General features: G+C 59.6%; 13 protein-coding genes and 2 pseudogenes. 9 read left to right on the plus strand and 6 right to left on the minus strand.

Annotation, left to right across the window (positions count from 1 at the left end):
- The first annotated feature begins 2 nt into the window (after window positions 1–2).
- From P6U16_RS14640 to P6U16_RS14670, 7 genes are all read left to right on the plus strand, one after another.
- On the plus strand, window positions 3–1,274 hold the full coding sequence (locus P6U16_RS14640) for a dihydrolipoamide acetyltransferase family protein (RefSeq protein WP_277701168.1): 1,272 nt from the start codon (window positions 3–5) through the stop codon (window positions 1,272–1,274).
- A 4-nt stretch (window positions 1,275–1,278) separates the two neighbouring features.
- A complete protein-coding gene (gene lpdA, locus P6U16_RS14645) occupies window positions 1,279–2,676 on the plus strand; it encodes a dihydrolipoyl dehydrogenase (RefSeq protein WP_277701169.1) in 1,398 nt (465 codons plus the stop codon).
- Complete coding sequence (locus P6U16_RS14650) at window positions 2,660–3,763, plus strand: enoyl-CoA hydratase/isomerase family protein (RefSeq protein WP_277701170.1); 1,104 nt, start codon at window positions 2,660–2,662, stop codon at window positions 3,761–3,763. Before lpdA ends, P6U16_RS14650 begins: the two co-directional genes overlap by 17 nt.
- On the plus strand, window positions 3,760–4,650 hold the full coding sequence (gene mmsB, locus P6U16_RS14655) for a 3-hydroxyisobutyrate dehydrogenase (RefSeq protein WP_277701171.1): 891 nt from the start codon (window positions 3,760–3,762) through the stop codon (window positions 4,648–4,650). Before P6U16_RS14650 ends, mmsB begins: the two co-directional genes overlap by 4 nt.
- 34 nt (window positions 4,651–4,684) lie before the next feature.
- Complete coding sequence (locus P6U16_RS14660) at window positions 4,685–5,455, plus strand: enoyl-CoA hydratase (protein WP_277701172.1); 771 nt, start codon at window positions 4,685–4,687, stop codon at window positions 5,453–5,455.
- Window positions 5,456–5,643: 188 nt separating this feature from the next.
- On the plus strand, window positions 5,644–5,964 hold the full coding sequence (locus P6U16_RS14665; protein WP_277701173.1) for a PepSY domain-containing protein: 321 nt from the start codon (window positions 5,644–5,646) through the stop codon (window positions 5,962–5,964).
- Window positions 5,965–5,999: 35 nt separating this feature from the next.
- A complete protein-coding gene (locus P6U16_RS14670) occupies window positions 6,000–6,605 on the plus strand; it encodes a general stress protein (RefSeq protein ID WP_277701174.1) in 606 nt (201 codons plus the stop codon).
- 88 nt (window positions 6,606–6,693) lie between these two features.
- Here P6U16_RS14670 and P6U16_RS14675 read toward each other — a convergent pair whose 3' ends face one another.
- Window positions 6,694–8,448 carry a PAS domain-containing methyl-accepting chemotaxis protein gene (locus tag P6U16_RS14675; protein WP_277701175.1) on the minus strand — a complete coding sequence of 585 codons (1,755 nt, stop codon included), beginning with the start codon at window positions 8,446–8,448 and terminating at the stop codon, window positions 6,694–6,696.
- Window positions 8,449–8,862: 414 nt separating this feature from the next.
- Here P6U16_RS14675 and P6U16_RS14680 point away from each other — a divergent pair, with 414 nt between their 5' ends.
- Window positions 8,863–10,752, plus strand: coding sequence for a methyl-accepting chemotaxis protein (locus P6U16_RS14680; protein ID WP_277701176.1), 1,890 nt, complete (start codon window positions 8,863–8,865; stop codon window positions 10,750–10,752).
- A 65-nt stretch (window positions 10,753–10,817) separates the two neighbouring features.
- Window positions 10,818–11,399, plus strand: coding sequence for a hypothetical protein (locus P6U16_RS14685; RefSeq protein ID WP_277701177.1), 582 nt, complete (start codon window positions 10,818–10,820; stop codon window positions 11,397–11,399).
- 106 nt (window positions 11,400–11,505) lie between these two features.
- Here the strand turns inward: P6U16_RS14685 and P6U16_RS14690 are convergent, their stop codons facing one another.
- The 5 genes and pseudogenes from P6U16_RS14690 to P6U16_RS14710 all read right to left on the minus strand — a co-directional run bounded on the left by P6U16_RS14690 (window position 11,506) and on the right by P6U16_RS14710 (window position 18,631).
- A complete protein-coding gene (locus P6U16_RS14690; RefSeq protein WP_277701178.1) occupies window positions 11,506–13,512 on the minus strand; it encodes an aldo/keto reductase in 2,007 nt (668 codons plus the stop codon).
- A gap of 32 nt (window positions 13,513–13,544) precedes the next feature.
- A pseudogene (gene ugpC, locus P6U16_RS14695) lies at window positions 13,545–14,632 on the minus strand (sn-glycerol-3-phosphate ABC transporter ATP-binding protein UgpC).
- Window positions 14,633–14,642: 10 nt separating this feature from the next.
- Window positions 14,643–16,888 (minus strand): annotated as a pseudogene (locus P6U16_RS14700) (glycoside hydrolase family 2 TIM barrel-domain containing protein).
- Between the two features lie 10 nt (window positions 16,889–16,898).
- Complete coding sequence (locus tag P6U16_RS14705) at window positions 16,899–17,738, minus strand: carbohydrate ABC transporter permease (RefSeq protein WP_277701179.1); 840 nt, start codon at window positions 17,736–17,738, stop codon at window positions 16,899–16,901.
- Window positions 17,735–18,631, minus strand: coding sequence for a sugar ABC transporter permease (locus P6U16_RS14710; RefSeq protein WP_277701180.1), 897 nt, complete (start codon window positions 18,629–18,631; stop codon window positions 17,735–17,737). The genes P6U16_RS14705 and P6U16_RS14710 overlap by 4 nt, the downstream gene beginning before the upstream one ends.
- Window positions 18,632–18,729: the final 98 nt, after the last annotated feature.

Genomic DNA, 18,729 nt, shown 5'->3' on the forward strand with positions numbered 1-18,729 from the left:
CCATGGGTGAATTCATCATCAAGATGCCTGATGTCGGCGAAGGCGTGGCGGAGGCCGAACTCGTCGAATGGCATTGCAAGGTCGGCGATCCCGTCCGCGAGGACATGGTGCTTGCCGCCGTCATGACCGACAAGGCGACGGTCGAAATCCCGTCTCCGGTCACCGGCACAGTTCTCTGGCTGGGCGCCGAGATCGGTGACACTGTGGCCGTCAAGGCGCCGCTGGTGCGCATTCAGGTCGCGGGCGAGGGCGGCGAGGCGGACGCGGTCCCAATGGCGGAAACCGTGACGGTCGAAACTGCCGAGCAACCCGTCGAAAAGGTGGCAAGTCCACCGCCGGTCGAGATCAAGAAACCCATCCAGTCCACGCCAGTTGCCAAGGCCCCGGTCCAGACCATTGCGGACAAGCCACTCGCTTCGCCCGCTGTCCGCCTGCGGGCGCAGGATGGCGGCATCGACCTGCGGCAGGTGAGCGGCACCGGCCCGGCCGGGCGCATCACCCATGATGATCTCGACCAGTTTCTTGCCCGTGGCGCGCAGCCGCAACCGGCGTCCACCGGCCTTGCCCGCAGAACCGCCGTCGAGGAGATCAAGGTCACCGGCCTGCGCCGCCGCATTTCCGAGAAGATGGTGCTGGCGACATCGCGCATTCCCCATATCACCTATGTCGAGGAAATCGACGTCACCGATCTGGAAGACCTGCGCGCGACGATGAATGCCGGCCGCAAACCGGACCAGACAAAGCTGACGATCCTGCCCTTCCTGATGCGGGCGATGGTCAGGACCATTGACGAGCAGCCCGTTGTCAATGCCACCTTCGATGACGACGCCGGCATCATCAGCCGCCACGCAGCCGTGCATATCGGCATCGCAACCCAGACACCGGCGGGCCTGACCGTCCCGGTCGTGCGCCATGCGGAAGCGCGCGGCATCTGGGATTGCGCGGCGGAAGTCGTACGGCTGGCCGAGGCCGCCCGCACCGGCTCGGCGCTGCGCGAAGAACTGTCCGGCTCAACCATCACCATCACCTCGCTTGGCGCGATGGGCGGTATCGCGACCACGCCGATCATCAACCATCCGGAAGTGGCGATCGTCGGCGTCAACAAGATCATGACGCGGCCGGTCTGGGACGGCAGCCAGTTCATCCCGCGCAAGATGATGAACCTGTCATCCAGTTTCGATCACCGGGTCGTGGACGGCTGGGATGCGGCGACCTTCGTCCAGCGGATCAAGGCCCTGCTCGAAACCCCCGCGCTGATTTTCATTGAAAGCTGAGCCCATGAAAGAGATCGTCTGCAAACTTCTCGTCATCGGCGCCGGACCCGGCGGCTATATCTGCGCCATCCGGGCGGGCCAATTGGGCGTGGACACAGTCATCGTCGAAGCCGTCAAGGCCGGCGGTACCTGCCTCAACATCGGCTGCATCCCTTCCAAGGCGCTGATCCATGCGGCCGAGGAGTTCGAGAAAGTCTGCCATATGGCGGGTACCAAAAGCCCGCTCGGCATCTCCGTCGAAGCGCCGAAACTGGACCTCGCCAAGACCATCGCCTGGAAGGACGGTATCGTCGGCCGGCTGAATAGCGGCGTGCTTGGTCTGTTGCGCAAGGCCAAGGTCAAGATCGTCCATGGCCGCGCAAAATTCCGTGATGGCAAGACCGTCGAGGTCGAGACAGAGACCGGAATGCAGGTTATCCGTGCCGAAACGGTTGTCATCGCCACCGGCTCCGAGCCGGTGGAACTGCCGTTCCTGCCTTTCGGCGGACCTGTCATATCCTCGACGGAGGCCCTGTCGCTGAAGACGGTGCCGAAGAATCTGGTCGTTGTCGGCGGCGGCTATATCGGTCTTGAACTCGGAACCGCCTTCGCCAAGATGGGCTCCGAGGTCACGGTGGTCGAAGCGACCCCGCAGATCCTGCCACAATATGATGCCGAACTGGTGAAGCCGGTGGCCAAGCGGCTCGCCGATTTGGGCATCCGCGTCCTGACCGGCGCCAAGGCCAAGGGCCTTTCGGAGGAAGGGCTGGCGCTCCTGATCGAAAACGCCAAAGGCGAGGAGCAGCGGCTTCCAGCCGACAAGATCCTCGTAACCGTCGGCCGCAGGCCGCGCACGGAGGGATGGGGGCTGGACGAGCTCGACCTCGATCGCGCCGGCAGGTTCCTGCGCATCGACGACCGGTGCCGGACATCGATGCGCGGCATCCATGCCATCGGCGATATCACCGGCGAGCCGATGCTGGCCCATCGCGCCATGGCCCAGGGTGAAATGGCTGCCGAGATCGTCGCGGGGAAGAAGCGGACATGGGACAAGCGCTGCATTCCAGCCGTCTGCTTCACCGACCCGGAAATCGTCACCGCAGGCCTATCGCCGGAGGAGGCGCGGGCGCAGGGGTACGAAATTCGAGTTGGGCAGTTTCCGTTCAACGCCAACGGTCGCGCCATGACCATGCTCTCGGAGGAAGGGTTCGTGCGGATTGTTGCCCGCGCGGACAATAACCTCGTCGTCGGCATCCAGGCAGTTGGCACCGGTGTTTCCGAACTGTCGAGCGCCTTTGCTTTGGCGATTGAAATGGGCGCCCGTCTGGAAGACATCGCCGCTACCATTCACGCGCACCCCACCCGCAGCGAAGGCTTCCAGGAAGCCGCCATGAAAGCCCTTGGCCATGCCCTTCATATCTGAAACCGATGCCCCAGAAGCCGAAACGCTGGTCGAGAGGCAGGGCGTGCTCGGTCGTATCCGGCTCAACCGACCGAAGGCGCTCAACAGCCTGACGCTGCAGATGGTGCGCGACATCGAGGCAGCACTCGACGATTTCGAACAGGATCGGGCCATCGCGGCCGTGCTTGTCACGGGTGAAGGCGAGCGCGGCCTGTGCGCCGGCGGTGATATCCGCGCCATCTATGACGGCGGAAAAGCCGGATCGGATGTGCCGACCACGTTCTGGCGCGAGGAGTATACACTCAACGCCCGCATCGGTCGTTACTCGAAACCCTATGTCGTCGTCATGGATGGCATCGTCATGGGCGGCGGTGTCGGTATTTCCGTCTATGGCAGCCACCGTATCGTCACCGAGCGTACCCGTTTTGCCATGCCGGAAACCGGAATCGGCTTTTTCCCGGATGTCGGCGCATCCTGGTTCCTGACACGACAGGGCAATGAGCTTGGCACCTATATCGCGCTGACGGGCGAACCACTCGGCGCCGCAGACGCCATCCTCTTAGGTCTTGCCGATGTTTTTGTCCGGTCCGAACGGCTTTCAGAAATAAGCGATGCTTTGGCATCGCTGCCGGCGGGGCATTCGCGCGAGGCAATATCAACCACGATGGCAGGCTTTTCGGAAAAGCCGCCAGCCGGCGTTCTGGAAGCGCATCAGACGGCTATCGATCGCCTCTTTGCCCTCGACACGATCGAAGGCATCCTCGAAGCTTTGCGTCGCGACAAAAGCGATTTCGCCAAAAAGCTTCTCTCCGTTCTTTCGACCAAATCGCCGCTCAGTCTCAACGTGACGCTCCGGCTGCTGCGGCTTGGCCGCGAAACCAAGAGGCTTGAAGACTGCCTCGAACGGGAATTTGCGGCCACCCACGCGGTCCTGCGCAGCCACGATTTCTACGAGGGCGTGCGGGCAGTCGTGATCGACAAGGATCGCAATCCGCAATGGCAGCCGGCGCGGCTCGAAGATGTCACCGCAGCGGATGTGAAGGCCTATTTCCAACCCTCTGCCCATCCGCTCTTTGCGGGCAAGACCAAGGAAGGATCAGCAACATGACGATCGGATTTATCGGTCTTGGTCACATGGGCGGCCCAATGGCCGCCAATCTCGTCAAGGCAGGTTATGTGGTTAAAGGCTTCGACCTGTCACTGTCCTTGCTCGAAGAAGCGAACAGCAAGGGTGTGACGGCCTGCGCGTCGCTTGCCGAAGCGGTCGCCGGCGTCGACACGGTCATCACCATGCTTCCAGCCGGTAAACACGTCCTGGCAGTCTGGCAGGAGCTGGTCGCGACGGTCCCCACCGGCACCTTGCTGATAGACTGCTCGACCATCGATATCGACAGCGCCCGCAAGGCGCATGAGATGGCTGCCGAAAAGGGCTGCGTGTCGCTCGATGCGCCGGTGTCCGGCGGAACGGGTGGTGCCGCCGCCGGCACGCTGACCTTCATGATTGGTGGCAAGCAGGATGTATTCTCGAAATCCCAGCCGATCTTCGAGGCGATGGGCAAACGCATCATCCATTGCGGCGGACCAGCGGCAGGGCAGGCGGCCAAGATCTGCAACAACATGATCCTCGGCATCAGTATGATTGCTGTCGGCGAGGCCTTCGTACTCGGCGAAAAACTCGGTCTGTCACATCAGGCGCTGTTCGATGTCGCCTCGGTCTCGTCCGGCCAGTGCTGGTCGCTGACCACTTACTGCCCGGTGCCGGGACCTGTCCCGACATCCCCTGCCAACAATGACTACAGGCCTGGTTTTGCCGGCGCATTGATGCTCAAGGACCTGAAGCTTTCGCAGGAAGCGGCGCAGTCTGCCGGTGCCGCAACGCCGCTTGGTGCTAAGGCAGCCGAGCTCTATGCGCTGTTCAACGAACTTGGAAACGCCGACAGGGACTTTTCCGGCATCATAGAGATGCTGCGGAAACAGTCCGGCGGAACTGCCTGACACATCCCGACCCGCCCGCGAGAGGATCACGCCTATGGAAAAACCAATCATCGTCGAACAGCATGACCGGGTCGTCATCGTCACGCTGAACCGCCCGGCCGCCCGCAATGCGCTCAATTCCGAGATCATGAACGCGCTGGCGACCGAGCTTGCGCCGCTTGACCGCGATCCCGGCGTTGGCTGTTTCCTTCTCAGAGGCTCGGACAAGGCCTTCGCTGCCGGCGCCGATATCAAGGAGATGGCCGACAAGTCGTTCACTGACATGTTTGGCGAGGACTTCTTTGCCGCCTGGGACCGGTTCGCATCCTTCCGAACGCCGAAGATCGCCGCTGTCTCGGGCTATGCGCTCGGCGGCGGCTGCGAGCTGGCGATGATGTGCGACATGATTTTTGCGTCCGACACCGCCATGTTCGGCCAGCCGGAAATCAAGCTTGGCGTCATTCCCGGAATGGGTGGTTCGCAGCGGCTGACCAAACTCGTCGGCAAGGCAAAGGCGATGGACATGATCCTGACCGGGAGGATGATGGATGCGACGGAGGCCGAGCGCTGCGGCCTCGTCGCACGGGTTATAGCGGCCAACCGGCTGATGGAGGAGACGCTTGCCGCTGCGCAGACCATTGCCGGTTATAGCAAGCTCGCGACGATGGCGGCACGCGAGGCGGTCGACAGGGCGCTGGAAGGTGGTCTCAGGGAAGGCATCCTTTTCGAACGCCGCATTTTCCACGGACTCTTTGCAACGGCCGACCAGAAGGAAGGCATGGCCGCCTTCGTCGAAAAACGGCCGCCGCAATTCACCGGCAGGTAAGCCGCGGTCGAATTGAGGAGTAAGCGCTTAAGCCGCTTCTGCGTTGCCGTCGGCATTCGATTTCGGAGTTCTAATATACAGATTTTGCTACGATTTTATCTCCTGGCTGTGCATCGCCGTCGGAACTTTTAGAGTCATGACGGGTTCACTGGCCGAGGATCAATGACCGATCCTGTAAGGAGAATTCCATGAAGAAAACGCTCATCACAATGGCGCTTATCGCCATGTCCGCAACCTCGATTTTTGCACAGACGGCGACGCCGAATGCAACACCTGAAGGTGATACGCCTGCTGTCGCTACGCCGTCGGATCAGAACGCCACAGCACCGGTCGAAGGTGCCAATAGCTTCACCGAAGCGCAGGCTACCGACCGCATCGTAGAGGCCGGTTACACCGATGTTTCCGAGTTGAAGCTCGATGATAAGGGCGTGTGGCAGGCGAAAGCCAACAAGGACGGCAAGCCGATGATGGTATCGCTCGATTACCAGGGCAACATCGTCGCCAAGTAAGTTCAGCCACAAGATAAATAATCAGGAGAAATACCATGACAAAGACCGTTACAGGACTGTTTGACCATTATTCCGATGCGAGCGCCGCTGTTGAAGAGCTGAAGTCGGCAGGTATCCCGGACCGCGACATCAGCCTCGTATCCAACAATTCGGACGGCCGTCATTCCGACGACAACAATGCCGCTGAAGGTGCGGGTGCCGGGGCCGGTATCGGCGCAGCCGTTGGTGGTGCCGGTGGGCTTTTGACCGGCCTTGGCATCATGGCAATTCCGGGCGTTGGTCCGGTGGTTGCCGCTGGCTGGCTTGCCGCAACGGCAGCCGGTGCAATTGCCGGCGCTGTCGTCGGTGGTGCAGCCGGTGGGCTGATCGGCGCGCTGACGGACTCAGGCGTTGATGAAAATGACGCGCATGTCTATGCGGAAGGCGTTCGCCGCGGCGGCACGCTCGTGACCGCCAAGGTCGATGAGCCTCTCGTGTTTGAAGCGGAAGCTATTCTGAAGCGTTCGAACTGGGTTGATCTGCCAACCCGCCGCTCGGAATACGAAGGTCAGGGTTGGACCCGCTTCGATGAATCCGCGGAACCATATTCGAAGACTGAGGTCGTTGAAGACCGGGCGCGCTACGCCGGGCGCGCTTTGTAACATTCGGGTATGTTTTTCAGGGCCGCGATTGTCGCGGCCCTGATTGTATTCGCGTCCTTGAGGCGGCAACTTTATTGCACAAGGAGCGTCAAAATTCCTGCCACTCGTCCGCTTTCAGCGCTGCCGATCCGACCGACTGAAGGCGTGGTGTGGCCCGGTTCAGGCTTGGGGCTCGTTGTGCAGCAGACGGTCGCGCCGCCGTCGCGGAGGGCCGGTTTGAGAGTTGAAACTGTGACAGTTGGGTGAGAAGTCCAGCGAGTTCGGTCGACAGGGCGTGGTTGGCGGCGTTCGATTCCTCGACAAAAGCTGCATTCTGCTGTGTGCCTTGATCCAGCTGATTGACGGCTGTGTTGATTTCCTTCAGGCCAGCAGCCTGTTCGCGTGCCGCTTCGACAATGGCCGCGACGTTGCCGTCGATATCGGTTACCTGAGTGACGATCTGGGTGAGCGCGCCGCCGGTTTCATGCACCAATGACACGCCGAGATTGACTTGGCTGGATGAGGTGTTGATCAGCGCCTTGATTTCCTTGGCGGCCTTCGCCGAACGCTGGGCCAGTTCTCGCACTTCCTGGGCAACCACGGCAAAGCCCCGGCCTGCTTCGCCGGCACGCGCGGCCTCGACCCCTGCATTCAGAGCCAGGAGATTGGTCTGGAATGCGATCTCGTCGATCACCCCGATAATGCCCATGATCTCTTTGGAGGACTGCTCTATACCGGCCATTGCTGAGATGGCTTTCTGGACGACAGCGCCGGAATGCTGGGCACCGGAGCGCGTGGCGCTGACCAAGTGACCGGCATCATCGGCCCGCTTCGCGGAGGCCTGGCCGGTGAGCGTTACCTCTTCCAGCGCTGCAGCCGTTTCTTCGACTGACGCGGCAGATTGCTCCATCCGCTTGGCAAAATCATTGGATGCTTCCTGGAGCTGCTTTGCATTCGTGGAAATGCCTTCGGCGCTCGAATAGATTTCCCGAACGATCGTGCTCACTTTGGTAATCGCAGCGTTGAAGTCGGCCCGGGTTTTTTCCATGCTAGGCGAAAAAGCTCGATCAAGGGACACCGTAAGATTGCCCTGTGCCAATTCCCCAATCGCTGCGCCCAGTTCATCGACGGATGTCATGCGCTGCGTCACATCGGTCGCGAATTTGACGACCTTGTAGACATTGCCCTTGCTGTCGATCAACGGGTTATAGGCGGCCTGTATCCACACGGCTTTGCCGCCCTTGCCGTAACGGACAAACTCGTCGGATGCAAACTTTCCAGCCGCCAGATTGCGCCAGAAGTTTTTGTAGGCCTCGGTCTGCGTATAAGCAGGCTCGCAGAACATTGCGTGATGTCGGCCACGTATTTCTTCCAGCGAATATCCCAGCGTCGTGCAGAAATTTTCGTTGGCGTGGAGAATCTCTCCATCAGGGGTAAATTCAATAACGGCCTGCGAGCGGGAAATCGCAGCCAACTTGCCGTCGTCCTCCAGGGCCTTGATCTTGTTTTGTGTGATGTCGGTTGCGGTTTTGATGATCTTGATGACCTTTCCTGCACGGATGACCGGATTGTAGGAAGCTTCGATCCAGATCTCGCGACCACCTTTGGCGCGACGGCTATATTGGCGTCGATCAAATTGACCCGCTCTCAGCTTTGCCCAAAAATCCTTGTACTCTTGGCTATTGGCATGGTCCGGCAAAACGAAGATCGAATGATGCTTGCCGACGATTTCGGGAAGGGCGTAACCGATTGCTTCGCAGAAATTCTGGTTTGCATCGAGGATCGTCCCATCGGGTTTAAACTTGATCACAGCCTGGGATTTGCAGATCGCTGCCATTTCTTCTTTTGTGTCGCGCCCGAACATCGTTATCATCCCCATTCAATATCACTTCAGGATGACAACCCTTGGTTAAGGTGGAATTAAGCCTGTACTACCAAGATTTCACGGGAGATTTACTGGGGCTTTACTCAAAATGCGTGCTGACTTGACCATGTTTGGTCCCCTTGAGTTGCAAACATTGTGGAGATGGAAGCGTAAACAATGGCATTTATTCAATTTTTCTAATAAATTTGTGTGCATCCTGAGGATTTTAACAGTTATGAAATACTAATTTTCAATACTGCTGCCAGCACCACGCCATTGTGTGTGAGGATCATGATGATCTCTGGCCTGAGCGCAGGTCCTCCAAGGTGTCGATGTTTTCGCAATTTCTAAGGGCTCTTCCGGGTAGGGAAGCTGAACCCTTGTGCCGGTATCACCGGCGGCAGAGGACATTTTATGCTGTTTGGTATCTCCACACGTCTTTCTCTCACTGCCAAGATTGCAACCATAATCGTTCTGGCCAATCTCACAGGACTCGCGGTAACATCCTATTTTTCCTGGACATCTGAAACGAAGGCAGCGCTTGAGACAGCCTATGTCAACTGGCAGCGCAATACCCGGCAGATTGGTGAAATCGCCGAAGGTGGCGTCAAATGGAAAAAGGCGCCGGCCATTCGCGAGGCCTATTCGCTCTATCGATCGTCACCGGCCGAAGGCATGATCCATTTCGAAGCTGTTACCGGCAAGGGTGAAACTGCGGACGTCTGGTCGGCGGATGGCATCGATGCAGGTGTCCTGACCGCATCGGCGGCAGAGGCTATCAAGTCCGTCGGTGACGAGCCGGTCTGGAATAAAACCGGTGACGGCTTCGTCACGCTCGCCTTGCCGCTTGGCAAGGACAAGAGTGGCCAGCGCATCGGCTATATCGCAACGGTCTGGTCGACTGAACTCATCTACGCTGAAAGCAATATGAAATCTTTGGCCTTTGCCGGCAAACAGGCATTGGTCATTGCGCTCGTTATAGGTGTCTTCCTGCTGGCGATGCGCCGCAACGTTGGCAAACCGCTGGCAAAGCTGACCAATCGCATCGACGCCTTTCAAAAGGGCGATCTCGACAGTCCCGTGGCATTTCTGGAGAAACGTGACGAAATCGGTGTCATCGCGCGGGCGCTTGACGCTTCGTTGAAGGAGGCAAGCGCCAAGCTGGAGCAGGAGAGGATCGCCACCATACAGCGCGATGAACTCGATGCAGAACGTGTCCGATTCTCGGAACAGGTTGGTGCAGCGGCCCGCAACCAGGCTGAAGTCGTCGGCCGTATTGGCAGGGCGTTGGAGCAATTGGCGGAGGGCGACTTTTCGATCCGTCTTCCCGATCTCGGGCCGGACTTCGAGAAATTGCGCACCGATTTTCACAAGATGATTGATGCCGTATCCGAAACCGTTCGCGAAATCAGCGGAGCCACGACAGCGGTCGATTCCGGCACATCCGAGCTCGCCCGGGCGGCCGACGATCTGGCCAAGCGTACCGAAACACAGGCCAGTTCGCTCGGTGAAACCGCCAACGCGCTCGATCAGATCACGACAACGGTACGCTCGTCCTCGGCGCGTGCCGAAGAGGCTGGCCGCATGGTCGCCGAGGCCAAGACCGGCGCCCACAACTCCGCCGTTGTGGTCAGGGACGCTATCGGCGCCATGAACAAGATCCAAGGCTCATCGAACCAGATTGGGCAGATCATCGGCGTGATCGATGAGATCGCGTTCCAAACCAATCTCCTGGCGCTCAATGCAGGTGTGGAGGCCGCGCGTGCAGGTGATGCAGGCAAGGGATTTGCCGTCGTTGCCCAGGAAGTGCGCGAACTGGCGCAACGTTCGGCCGGTGCGGCAAAGGAGATCAAGAACCTGATTTCCGCATCCAGCGCGGAAGTGGCCGCCGGTGTCTCGCTCGTCAACCGGACCGGTGACGCTCTTGGCGTCATCGAGGATCAGATCAGTCGCATCAATGACAGCATTACCTCGATCGTCCAGTCTTCGCGCGACCAGGCGACAGGCCTCCTGGAAGTCAATAATTCGATCGGCCAGATGGACCAGGTAACCCAACAGAATGCCGCCATGGTCGAGCAAACCAATGCGGCCTGCCACGAACTGACCAACCAGAGCAGGCTTTTGAAGCGTGCCGTCGGCAATCTGCGCATCGACGGAGGTCTCGCCGAACAACGTCATGCGCCTCAAGCTCGTGTTTCGGCCACACGTCCCGAGCCGCGCGTCAACGTGGCCCGCCAGCCTGTGCATCGCAGTGCGGGCGCAACCGCCCTCGCTCCTGCCCAGGACTCATGGGAAGAATTCTAAGACATCGGGGCAAAAGCCCCGATCCCACATCGTGAAGAATAACAAATCTCAAAAAGGAAGCACCAATGACAAGCAGGAAATTTGCAGTTCTCGTCGCCTCTGCCTCGTTTCTTTTTTCCGCCGGACTGACCTCCGCGGAAGAAGCCTATGTCGCTCCGGTCAAGGACTACATTGAAAGCAATGTGAAGTCGTGGATCAGCGATCCGGTCATCATCGAGGCTATCAAGGCGCAGAACGCGAAAAATGCAGCCCTCTCCCAGGCCGATATCGACGCATTGGATCAGAAATGGCGGGCAGAAGTCGAGGGTTCCGATCGCGCTATGATCGACGGTGTCCTCGCCAACCCGGTCTCAGCACTTCTGAAGGCCAAGCAGGAAGCCTCGGACGGCACGATCACGGAAGTCTTCGTCATGGATGCCAAAGGTCTCAATGTCGGCCAGAACGACGTGACGTCAGACTATTGGCAAGGCGACGAGGACAAGTTCCAGAAATCCTTCGGCGCCGGCGCCGGCGCGATCTTCGTCGATGAAGCTGAAAAGGACGAATCGACTCAGATCCTGCAATCCCAGGCCAGCACCACCATTGTCGATGAAACTGGTGCGCCGATCGGTGCTGTGACCATCGGTATCAACCTGGATTCGCTGTAATCCAATCGCTGCGAACGCCGCCAACTTTGGCTGGTGGCGTTCGCGGGGATCATCCATATTGGCGACTTCGCCAGCATAGCCGCCCGACCGGGCGGCTCTTGCGTTTTTAGGCCTCGATCCACCGGACCTCGTCGGCCGTCAGCCGGATGTCGAGCGCCGAAAGACTGTCTTCGAGTTCTGCAACCGTGCGCGGGCCGATCAGCGGGATGACAGGGAAGGGCTGGGCAAGTACATAGGCCAGCGCAATATGGATTGGCTTTCGGCCAAGCCGGTTAGCAAGTTCGATTGCCCTTTCGCGGCGCTCAAAGTTGCGGTCGCTGTACCAGCAGCGGACCAGTTCCTCGTCCTCGGTTTTTTCGCGACCTGCACGCTCCGTGAAGAAGCCGCGGCCCTGGCTCGACCAGGCAAAGTTCGGGATCTGTCGTTCGGAAAGCCAGATTTTCCATTCATCATCCGAAGCAGCGACGCAGCCTGCCCAGATCGGGTCAAGCATCTCTGCCAACGAGAAATTATTCGAAAGCGCGGCCGGTGCCGTCTTGCCGTTCGCGTGGGCATAGTCGATCGCCTCCTGAAGGCGGGCACGGCTCCAGTTGGATCCGCCGAAAATCCCGCGGATACGGCCGGCCCGAACCTCGGCATCCATGGCATCGACAAACTCGCCTACGGGAATCTCGGGATTGTCGCGGTGCATGAAATAGGCATCGACATAGTCGGTTTTCAGCCGCTCCAGCGACTGCGACAACTGCTTGCCGATGCGGTCCGGATACACGAGCGGAGAGTGCGCGCCCTTGCCGATCAGCACCACGTCTTCGCGAGGCACCTTGCGGCTTGTCAGCCACTCGCCGAAAATTCGTTCGGTTATGCCGTTATTGTAGATCCAGGCGGTGTCGAAGACGTTGCCGCCCGCCTCGTAAAAGGCGTCGAGCGTTAGCGAGGCCGCCGCGAAATTAGGGAAAAATTCAAAGCCGAGCGCCACGACGGAGGCCGGCTTGTCTATGCCCGGGATCTGCCGGCGCGGCACGCCGGTGCCGGGCCTGACGGTTTCGCCGCGGATGTTGAAGGGGCGCTGGTCGGGTTTCTCGATCCCGTATTCGAGGTTGATCGAGGACCGCCAGCGGTCGAGTACCCTCAGATTGCCAATGGAATCGGCCCAGCTCATGCCAGGGGCGTCAAATTCCTGCCTGCCCGCACGGATGGCATCGCCAGCCGCGTCCACCTCAAAGGAATAAAGCCACCGGTCTTCAACGACCTCGACGGTATTCCTGCTGCCATCCTTGTGGATGATCTCGATCCGTCCCGTGCCACCCTCATGACCCGAGGCAAACCAGAAGTCGGCGACCTCGATGCGACCTTTGGATCCGATGATGCGCAACACATTGTCCTGTTGCGCCATGATCGAACAGGAGACCTCGGCAACGATGCCGTTCTCGAACTGAAGCACCGCCGAGGCCCATTCGTCGACCCCGGTTTCACCAAGACGACCGGCGCCGACCACCTTAACCGGGTCGAGGAAAGGCTTGTTTTCAACGGCCCCAGCGATCAATCTGGCCATGGAGACGGGATAGCCACCAACATCGAGAATACCGCCACCGGCGAGCGCGTTGGAAAACAGCCGGTGATCCGGCCTGACCGTTCCCATGTCGAAGCCGAAGCTCGACTTGATCAGATGCACCGCGCCGATCGCACCGCTCTGCACGAGATCGACGATTTTTTCGGTTTGCGGGTGCAGCCTGTACATGAAGGCTTCACCGGCGAAAACGCCGGCCTTGCGGGCCTCGTGGTAGATGGCATCGGCCTCATAGGCCGAAAGCGCGATCGGCTTTTCGACCAGTACATGCTTGCCGGCGCGGATCGCCTTGATTGCCCATTCGGCGTGCGACGGATGGGGCGTGGCGATATAGACCGCGTCGATTTCGGGGTCGGCAAGCAGCGCTTCGTAACCGTCGACGATGCGGGCGCCGGGAAAGCCATCCCCAAGGCCTGGCCTTGACGGGTTTCGGCTGGCGATTGCAACCAGTTTCCCCGTCCGGGAATGGGCGATGCCGGCCGCAAATGTCTTGGCGATGCTTCCGGGGCCGATTATGCTCCAGCCGATGGTCTTCATGTTGGTCATTGTGGTTTTCCCGATTTGTACGGACGCGATCGTTATCTGATACGCGCGCCGGCGCTGTCGAAAAGGAAGGAACTGGCTGCAGAAAGTCCGACGGTCAGTTTTTCGCGATTGGTTGCCGAGCGAGCCTGCGCCCATTCGATGATGATCCGTTCATCCGCGGAGACATGGACATAGAGATAGCTGGTATTGCCGAGGTGTTCCGCGACATCGATCGCGACGACGAGATCGGCATCGCCTTCGCCTGCCGCCTTGAAATGCTCAGGCCGGACACCGATGCTGACGTCATCTCCGACCTTTACGGCAGGGGATGTCGCCGGAAGTGTCAGTTTTGCATCGGGTTGGTTTGCAACGGCGACCGTGATGGAGCCGAGTGTGACGGCCGAAACCTGCGCTTTGAGGAAATTCATGCGCGGCGAGCCGATGAAGCCGGCGACGAAGGTATTGTTCGGGTCGTCGTAGAGGTCCAGTGGCGCACCGACCTGTTCGACAACGCCGGCTCGCAGCACCACGATCTTGTCGGCGAGCGTCATCGCCTCCACCTGGTCGTGGGTCACGTATATGATCAGGACTTGAGCGTCTTGTGCAGTTTGGCGATCTCGACGCGCATGTGCACGCGCAGTTCCGCGTCGAGGTTGGAAAGCGGTTCGTCGAACAGGAAGACATCCGGGTTGCGCACGATAGCGCGGCCGATGGCGACACGCTGCCGCTGCCCGCCGGACAGCGCCTTGGGTTTGCGGTCCATCAAGGGGCCGAGTTCGAGAATGTTTGCTGCATCCGTGACGCGGCGTTCGATCTCCTCCTTCGCCATGCCGGCAAAGCGCAGGGCAAAACCCATGTTTTCGCGCACCGTCATATGCGGATAGAGCGCATAGGACTGGAAGACCATTGCGATCCCGCGCTTCGATGGATCGACGTCATTCATGACGTTGCCGCCAATCGTCAGTTCGCCCGATGTTATGTCCTCAAGGCCGGCGATCATCCGCAACAGCGTCGATTTTCCGCAGCCGGACGGTCCGACGAAGACGACGAATTCGCCGGTTTTGATCGAAAGATCGACGCCCTTGATGATCTCCAGTGCGCCGAAGCTCTTGCGTATCTCTGTGAGGCGGACATCGGCCATGGCTGGTCTCTCAGTTGATGGTAAAGGTTGTGGTGCTTGTGGCGAAGCGTCGGCTCTTGATGGTCAAGGTCAGCGTCCCGTGCTCATCGCCAGCCTCGATCCAGAAACCGGTGGCGCCGCCCTTCAGCGTATGGTCGGCTGGGCCGATGATGCGGCCCGGGCCTTCCAGCGCCAGCGAAACGGGTTCTTCGAAGAATGGCAGGAGATTGCCGCACTGGTCGAGGACCCTGATAACGACGCGCACTGCGTCCTTTTCACCGGCACGAAGTGCCGTGTCATCCGGCGTGACTTCCAGCGTGGTCGGGACGGGATCGGCCGGCAGGGTGAGAGACTTCACCGGTTTGCCATCGACATAGCCAGTGAAGGTGCCTTCGCGCCAGACGCGGCCCCAGGTGCCGAATTCTTCGGGCGTCACGCTCCGGAGGTCAAGAACGACAGGAGGGTGGGGAAGATGCGGGTAATTCTCCCGGTCCGGATAGACGCGCTTGGCCGGCCACTCGCCGAATTTCACCTCGATATAATCGCAGTTGGTGAGGATGATCAGCGGCAGCACGCCGCCGACATTGCGCTCGCCGCGCGCCCAAAAGGTGACCGGCTGGAGTACGACACCGTCCTTCGGGTCTCCCTGCGAGGCATAGGCATAAGCTGCCAGCTTCGGGATGCGGTACATGTCCAGCACGCCGTGATAGCAGATGCGGTCGCCGGCTCCGAAATCCTTGTGGGTGTTGTAGTCGAACATGCACCACCCGGTGGAGCCTGAAATATTGCTGTCGCCCGCGACCGCATCGAGGATCAGCAGGTGCCGCGTGACGTGTTCGGCCTGGCGCTGTTCCTGGTCGAAGCGTTTTGTCGGATACATGTGACCGTTGTATTCCGTGATCATGTAGGGGATCGGCCGGGTAATGCCCGTCGTCTCCACCCGGTCGCGCAGAACGACGCGGCCGCGATTGTTGCCCGGCATCTCCTCCTGGCCGAGGATGAAGTCGTTCATCGTGTAGACGTCTTCGAGCAGTTCCGAATTGGTGATGAACCGGACGCCACCGGTTTGTCGCGTCGCATCCAGTTCGCGGGCGAGCCGGTTTGTCTCGGCATAAAAGTCGTGATTGTCCTGGCTTTCGTTGATGCGCACGCCCCAGATGATGATCGACGGGTGGTTCCAGTCGCGTTCGATCATGCAGCGAACGTTTTCGACGGATTCCTTCTGCCATTCCGTGCCGCCGATATGCTGCCAGCCGGGAATCTCTTCAAAGCAGAGCAGGCCGATCTCGTCGCAGCGCTCAATGAACCATTTCGACTGCGGATAATGCGAGGTGCGGACGATGTTGCAGGCCAGTTCATACTTGAGGATGTCGGCATCCTTCTCCTGTGCCCGACGGCCCATGGCATAGCCGGTATGCGGCCAGCTCTGGTGACGATTGAGGCCGCGCAGCTTCAGCGGCCTGCCGTTGAACAGGAAACCGTCCGGCGTGAACTGGGCGGTTCTGAAACCAAAACGATGCGTCAGTACGTCTTCGCCATGCTCCGTCTCAAGTTTTAGCGAGAGGGCATAAAGCACCGGATTGTCGATGTCCCAGAGTTCGATCCCGGTCAGGTTTTCGAATGTCAGGAAGGCTTCGTTGGCACTGACATTAACGGACGCCGTCGCCACATCGCCGCCGCCGCGACGGCTGATCTGTGCGGAGATCGTCCCAGCAAAGGCGCGGCCCTCCGGATTGGCGAGAAAGACGCGGGCGGTGACAGACTTGGTGTCGGCCAGCGCATCCGGCGTCTCGATCTTGACGTTGGCGATCGATACCGGGCTTGCGACCTTCAGCCAGACGTCGCGATAGATGCCGGCAAAGCAGAGATAATCGATCTGTCCGCCGAAGGGCGGGATTTCCGGGTTCTCGGACCCGTCGATCTTAACGGTCAGGAGGTTCTCGCCCCGTTTCAGATGCGGTGTCAGGCGCGCCTCGAAGGGTGTGTAGCCGTCCTTGTGCGCGATGATCCTGTGGCCGTTGAGATAGACCTCGCTGTCGGCCATGGCGGCGTCGAAGACCAGCGAGACTTCGCGGCCCTCGAAGCCGTCTTCCCAGGTGAGCACCTTCTGGTAGGTGAAGGCCTTCTGGTAGATGGTTTCATCGAAATAGTTATAGGAAGCTCCACCGCCGTGTGCGGCAGGCGGATTGTCTCGCCCGTCAGCGGCCGGTCCGTCGCGGTCGGGTCGAAGCCCTCCGCAAAGATCCAGTTGCCGTTGAAGCTTTCATATCTGCGCATTGACGAAATCCTATTTCACGGAACCAAGCATGCCCTGTACGAACTGGCGCTGCATGATGAAGAAGACGAGGAGGGTGGGAAGTGTCGCAAGGATCGTACCGATCATGACGACGCCGAAATCGGGGTAGTAGGCCGAGGCGAGCGAAGAGACGACAAGCGTGATCGTCTTGGTCTCGTTGGACTGCAGCACGATCAGCGGCCAGAGGTAGTTGTTCCAGCTTGTCATGAACACGATCACGAATGCCGCCGCAAAGGTCGAGCGCATCACCGGCACGTAGATGTAGAGGAATATCTGCCATTCCTTCAGCCCGTCGACCTTGGCCGCGTCGCGCAGTTCGGTCGGAAAAGCCTTGGTCGACTGGCGGAAGTAGAAAATGATGAAGGCGGAGGCGATGGTCGGCAAGAGAATGGCGATATGGGTGTTGATCAGCCCTGCCTTGCCCATCATCATGAAGAGCGGGATCATCAAGGCGGCAAACGGTACCATCAGGGTCAACAGCACCAGCGAGTAGATGCGGTCGCGCATCTTCGAGCGGAACATCTCAAAGCCGTAGCCGGCCAGCGACGAGACCGCGATGGTCAGCAGCGTGGTCAGAATGGCGACCTTCGCCGAATTCCAGAATACCAGCGGCACATCAACAAGGGTGAAGAAATTCGCGACATTGGTCGAGAATGCGTCGCCGAAGCTTGTCTTGCCCTTGATGATGTCGATCGACGTGTTGGTCGAGCTGATCAGCATCCAGATGAAGGGAAAGACCGAGACGAAGGCTGCGATGGACAGCGCGATATAGGTCGCTGCGCCGGGCAGGATGCGCCATGCGCGCGCGGAGGGGGCGGGTGTCGGTCTCACGAGCGGTCCCTCGCAGCGTAGAATTGAAGGAAGGACAGGACGGCGACCATCAGGACGATGACATAGGAGATCGTCGCGGCATAACCGAAGCTCGGCATGAAGCGGAAGGTGAGGTTGTAGATGTAGAGCGACAGGGTGATTGTCGCATCCGCCGGCCCGCCCTTACCCTCGGTCAGGTTATAGACTTCATCGAAAAGCTGGATCGTCCCGATCGTCGAAATGATGGTGGTAAAGAGAATGACCGGCTTCAGCATCGGGATGGTGAGGTGCACGAACCGCGCCCAGGCAGGAACGCCGTCGATGCGGGCGGCCTCGTAGATCGACTTGTCGATATTCTGCAGTGCCGCCAGATAGAAGATCATGTTGTAGCCGGTCCAGCGCCAGGTAATCGCCAGAATGACCAGCACCTTTGCCCAGAAGGGCTCCGTCAGCCAGCCGATCGGCGTGCCGATGAGGCCGACGGCCATCAGCGCCTGGTTGATCACGCCATCGACGGAGAACATGCTCTTGAACAGCACGGAATAGGCGACCAGCGAGGCGACGCAAGGCAGGAAGATTGCGGTGCGGAAAAAGCCGGCGAACTTCAGCTTGTCGGTATTGAGCAGCGACGCCAGCATCAGCGCCAGCACGATCATGATCGGCACCTGGATGACGAAGAACGTCGTGGTGTTGATCAGCGCCTTCAGGAAGACCGGATCATTTGACAGGCGGGTGATGTTCCCGAAGCCTGCGAACTTCAGCATCATGCCCTTGCCCGAGTAGAAGGACAGAAACAGCGAGCGGAAGATCGGATAGATCAGGAAGATGCCGATGAGCGCGAGTGCCGGGGCGATGAACAGCCAGCCGTTCACATCGTAATAGCGCTTCAACCCGCCTGGTTTTGCAAGAGCCATGATCGTCGTTCCGCTTCTGGGTGGATCGGTCTTTTCGGTGCCCGGCAGTGCCCGCGAATGATCAGGCGGCCTTCGACAAGGCCGCCCGTTTTGGCGGA

The sequence above is a fragment of the Rhizobium sp. 32-5/1 genome, assembly GCF_029537235.1.
Lineage (GTDB): Bacteria > Pseudomonadota > Alphaproteobacteria > Rhizobiales > Rhizobiaceae > Pararhizobium.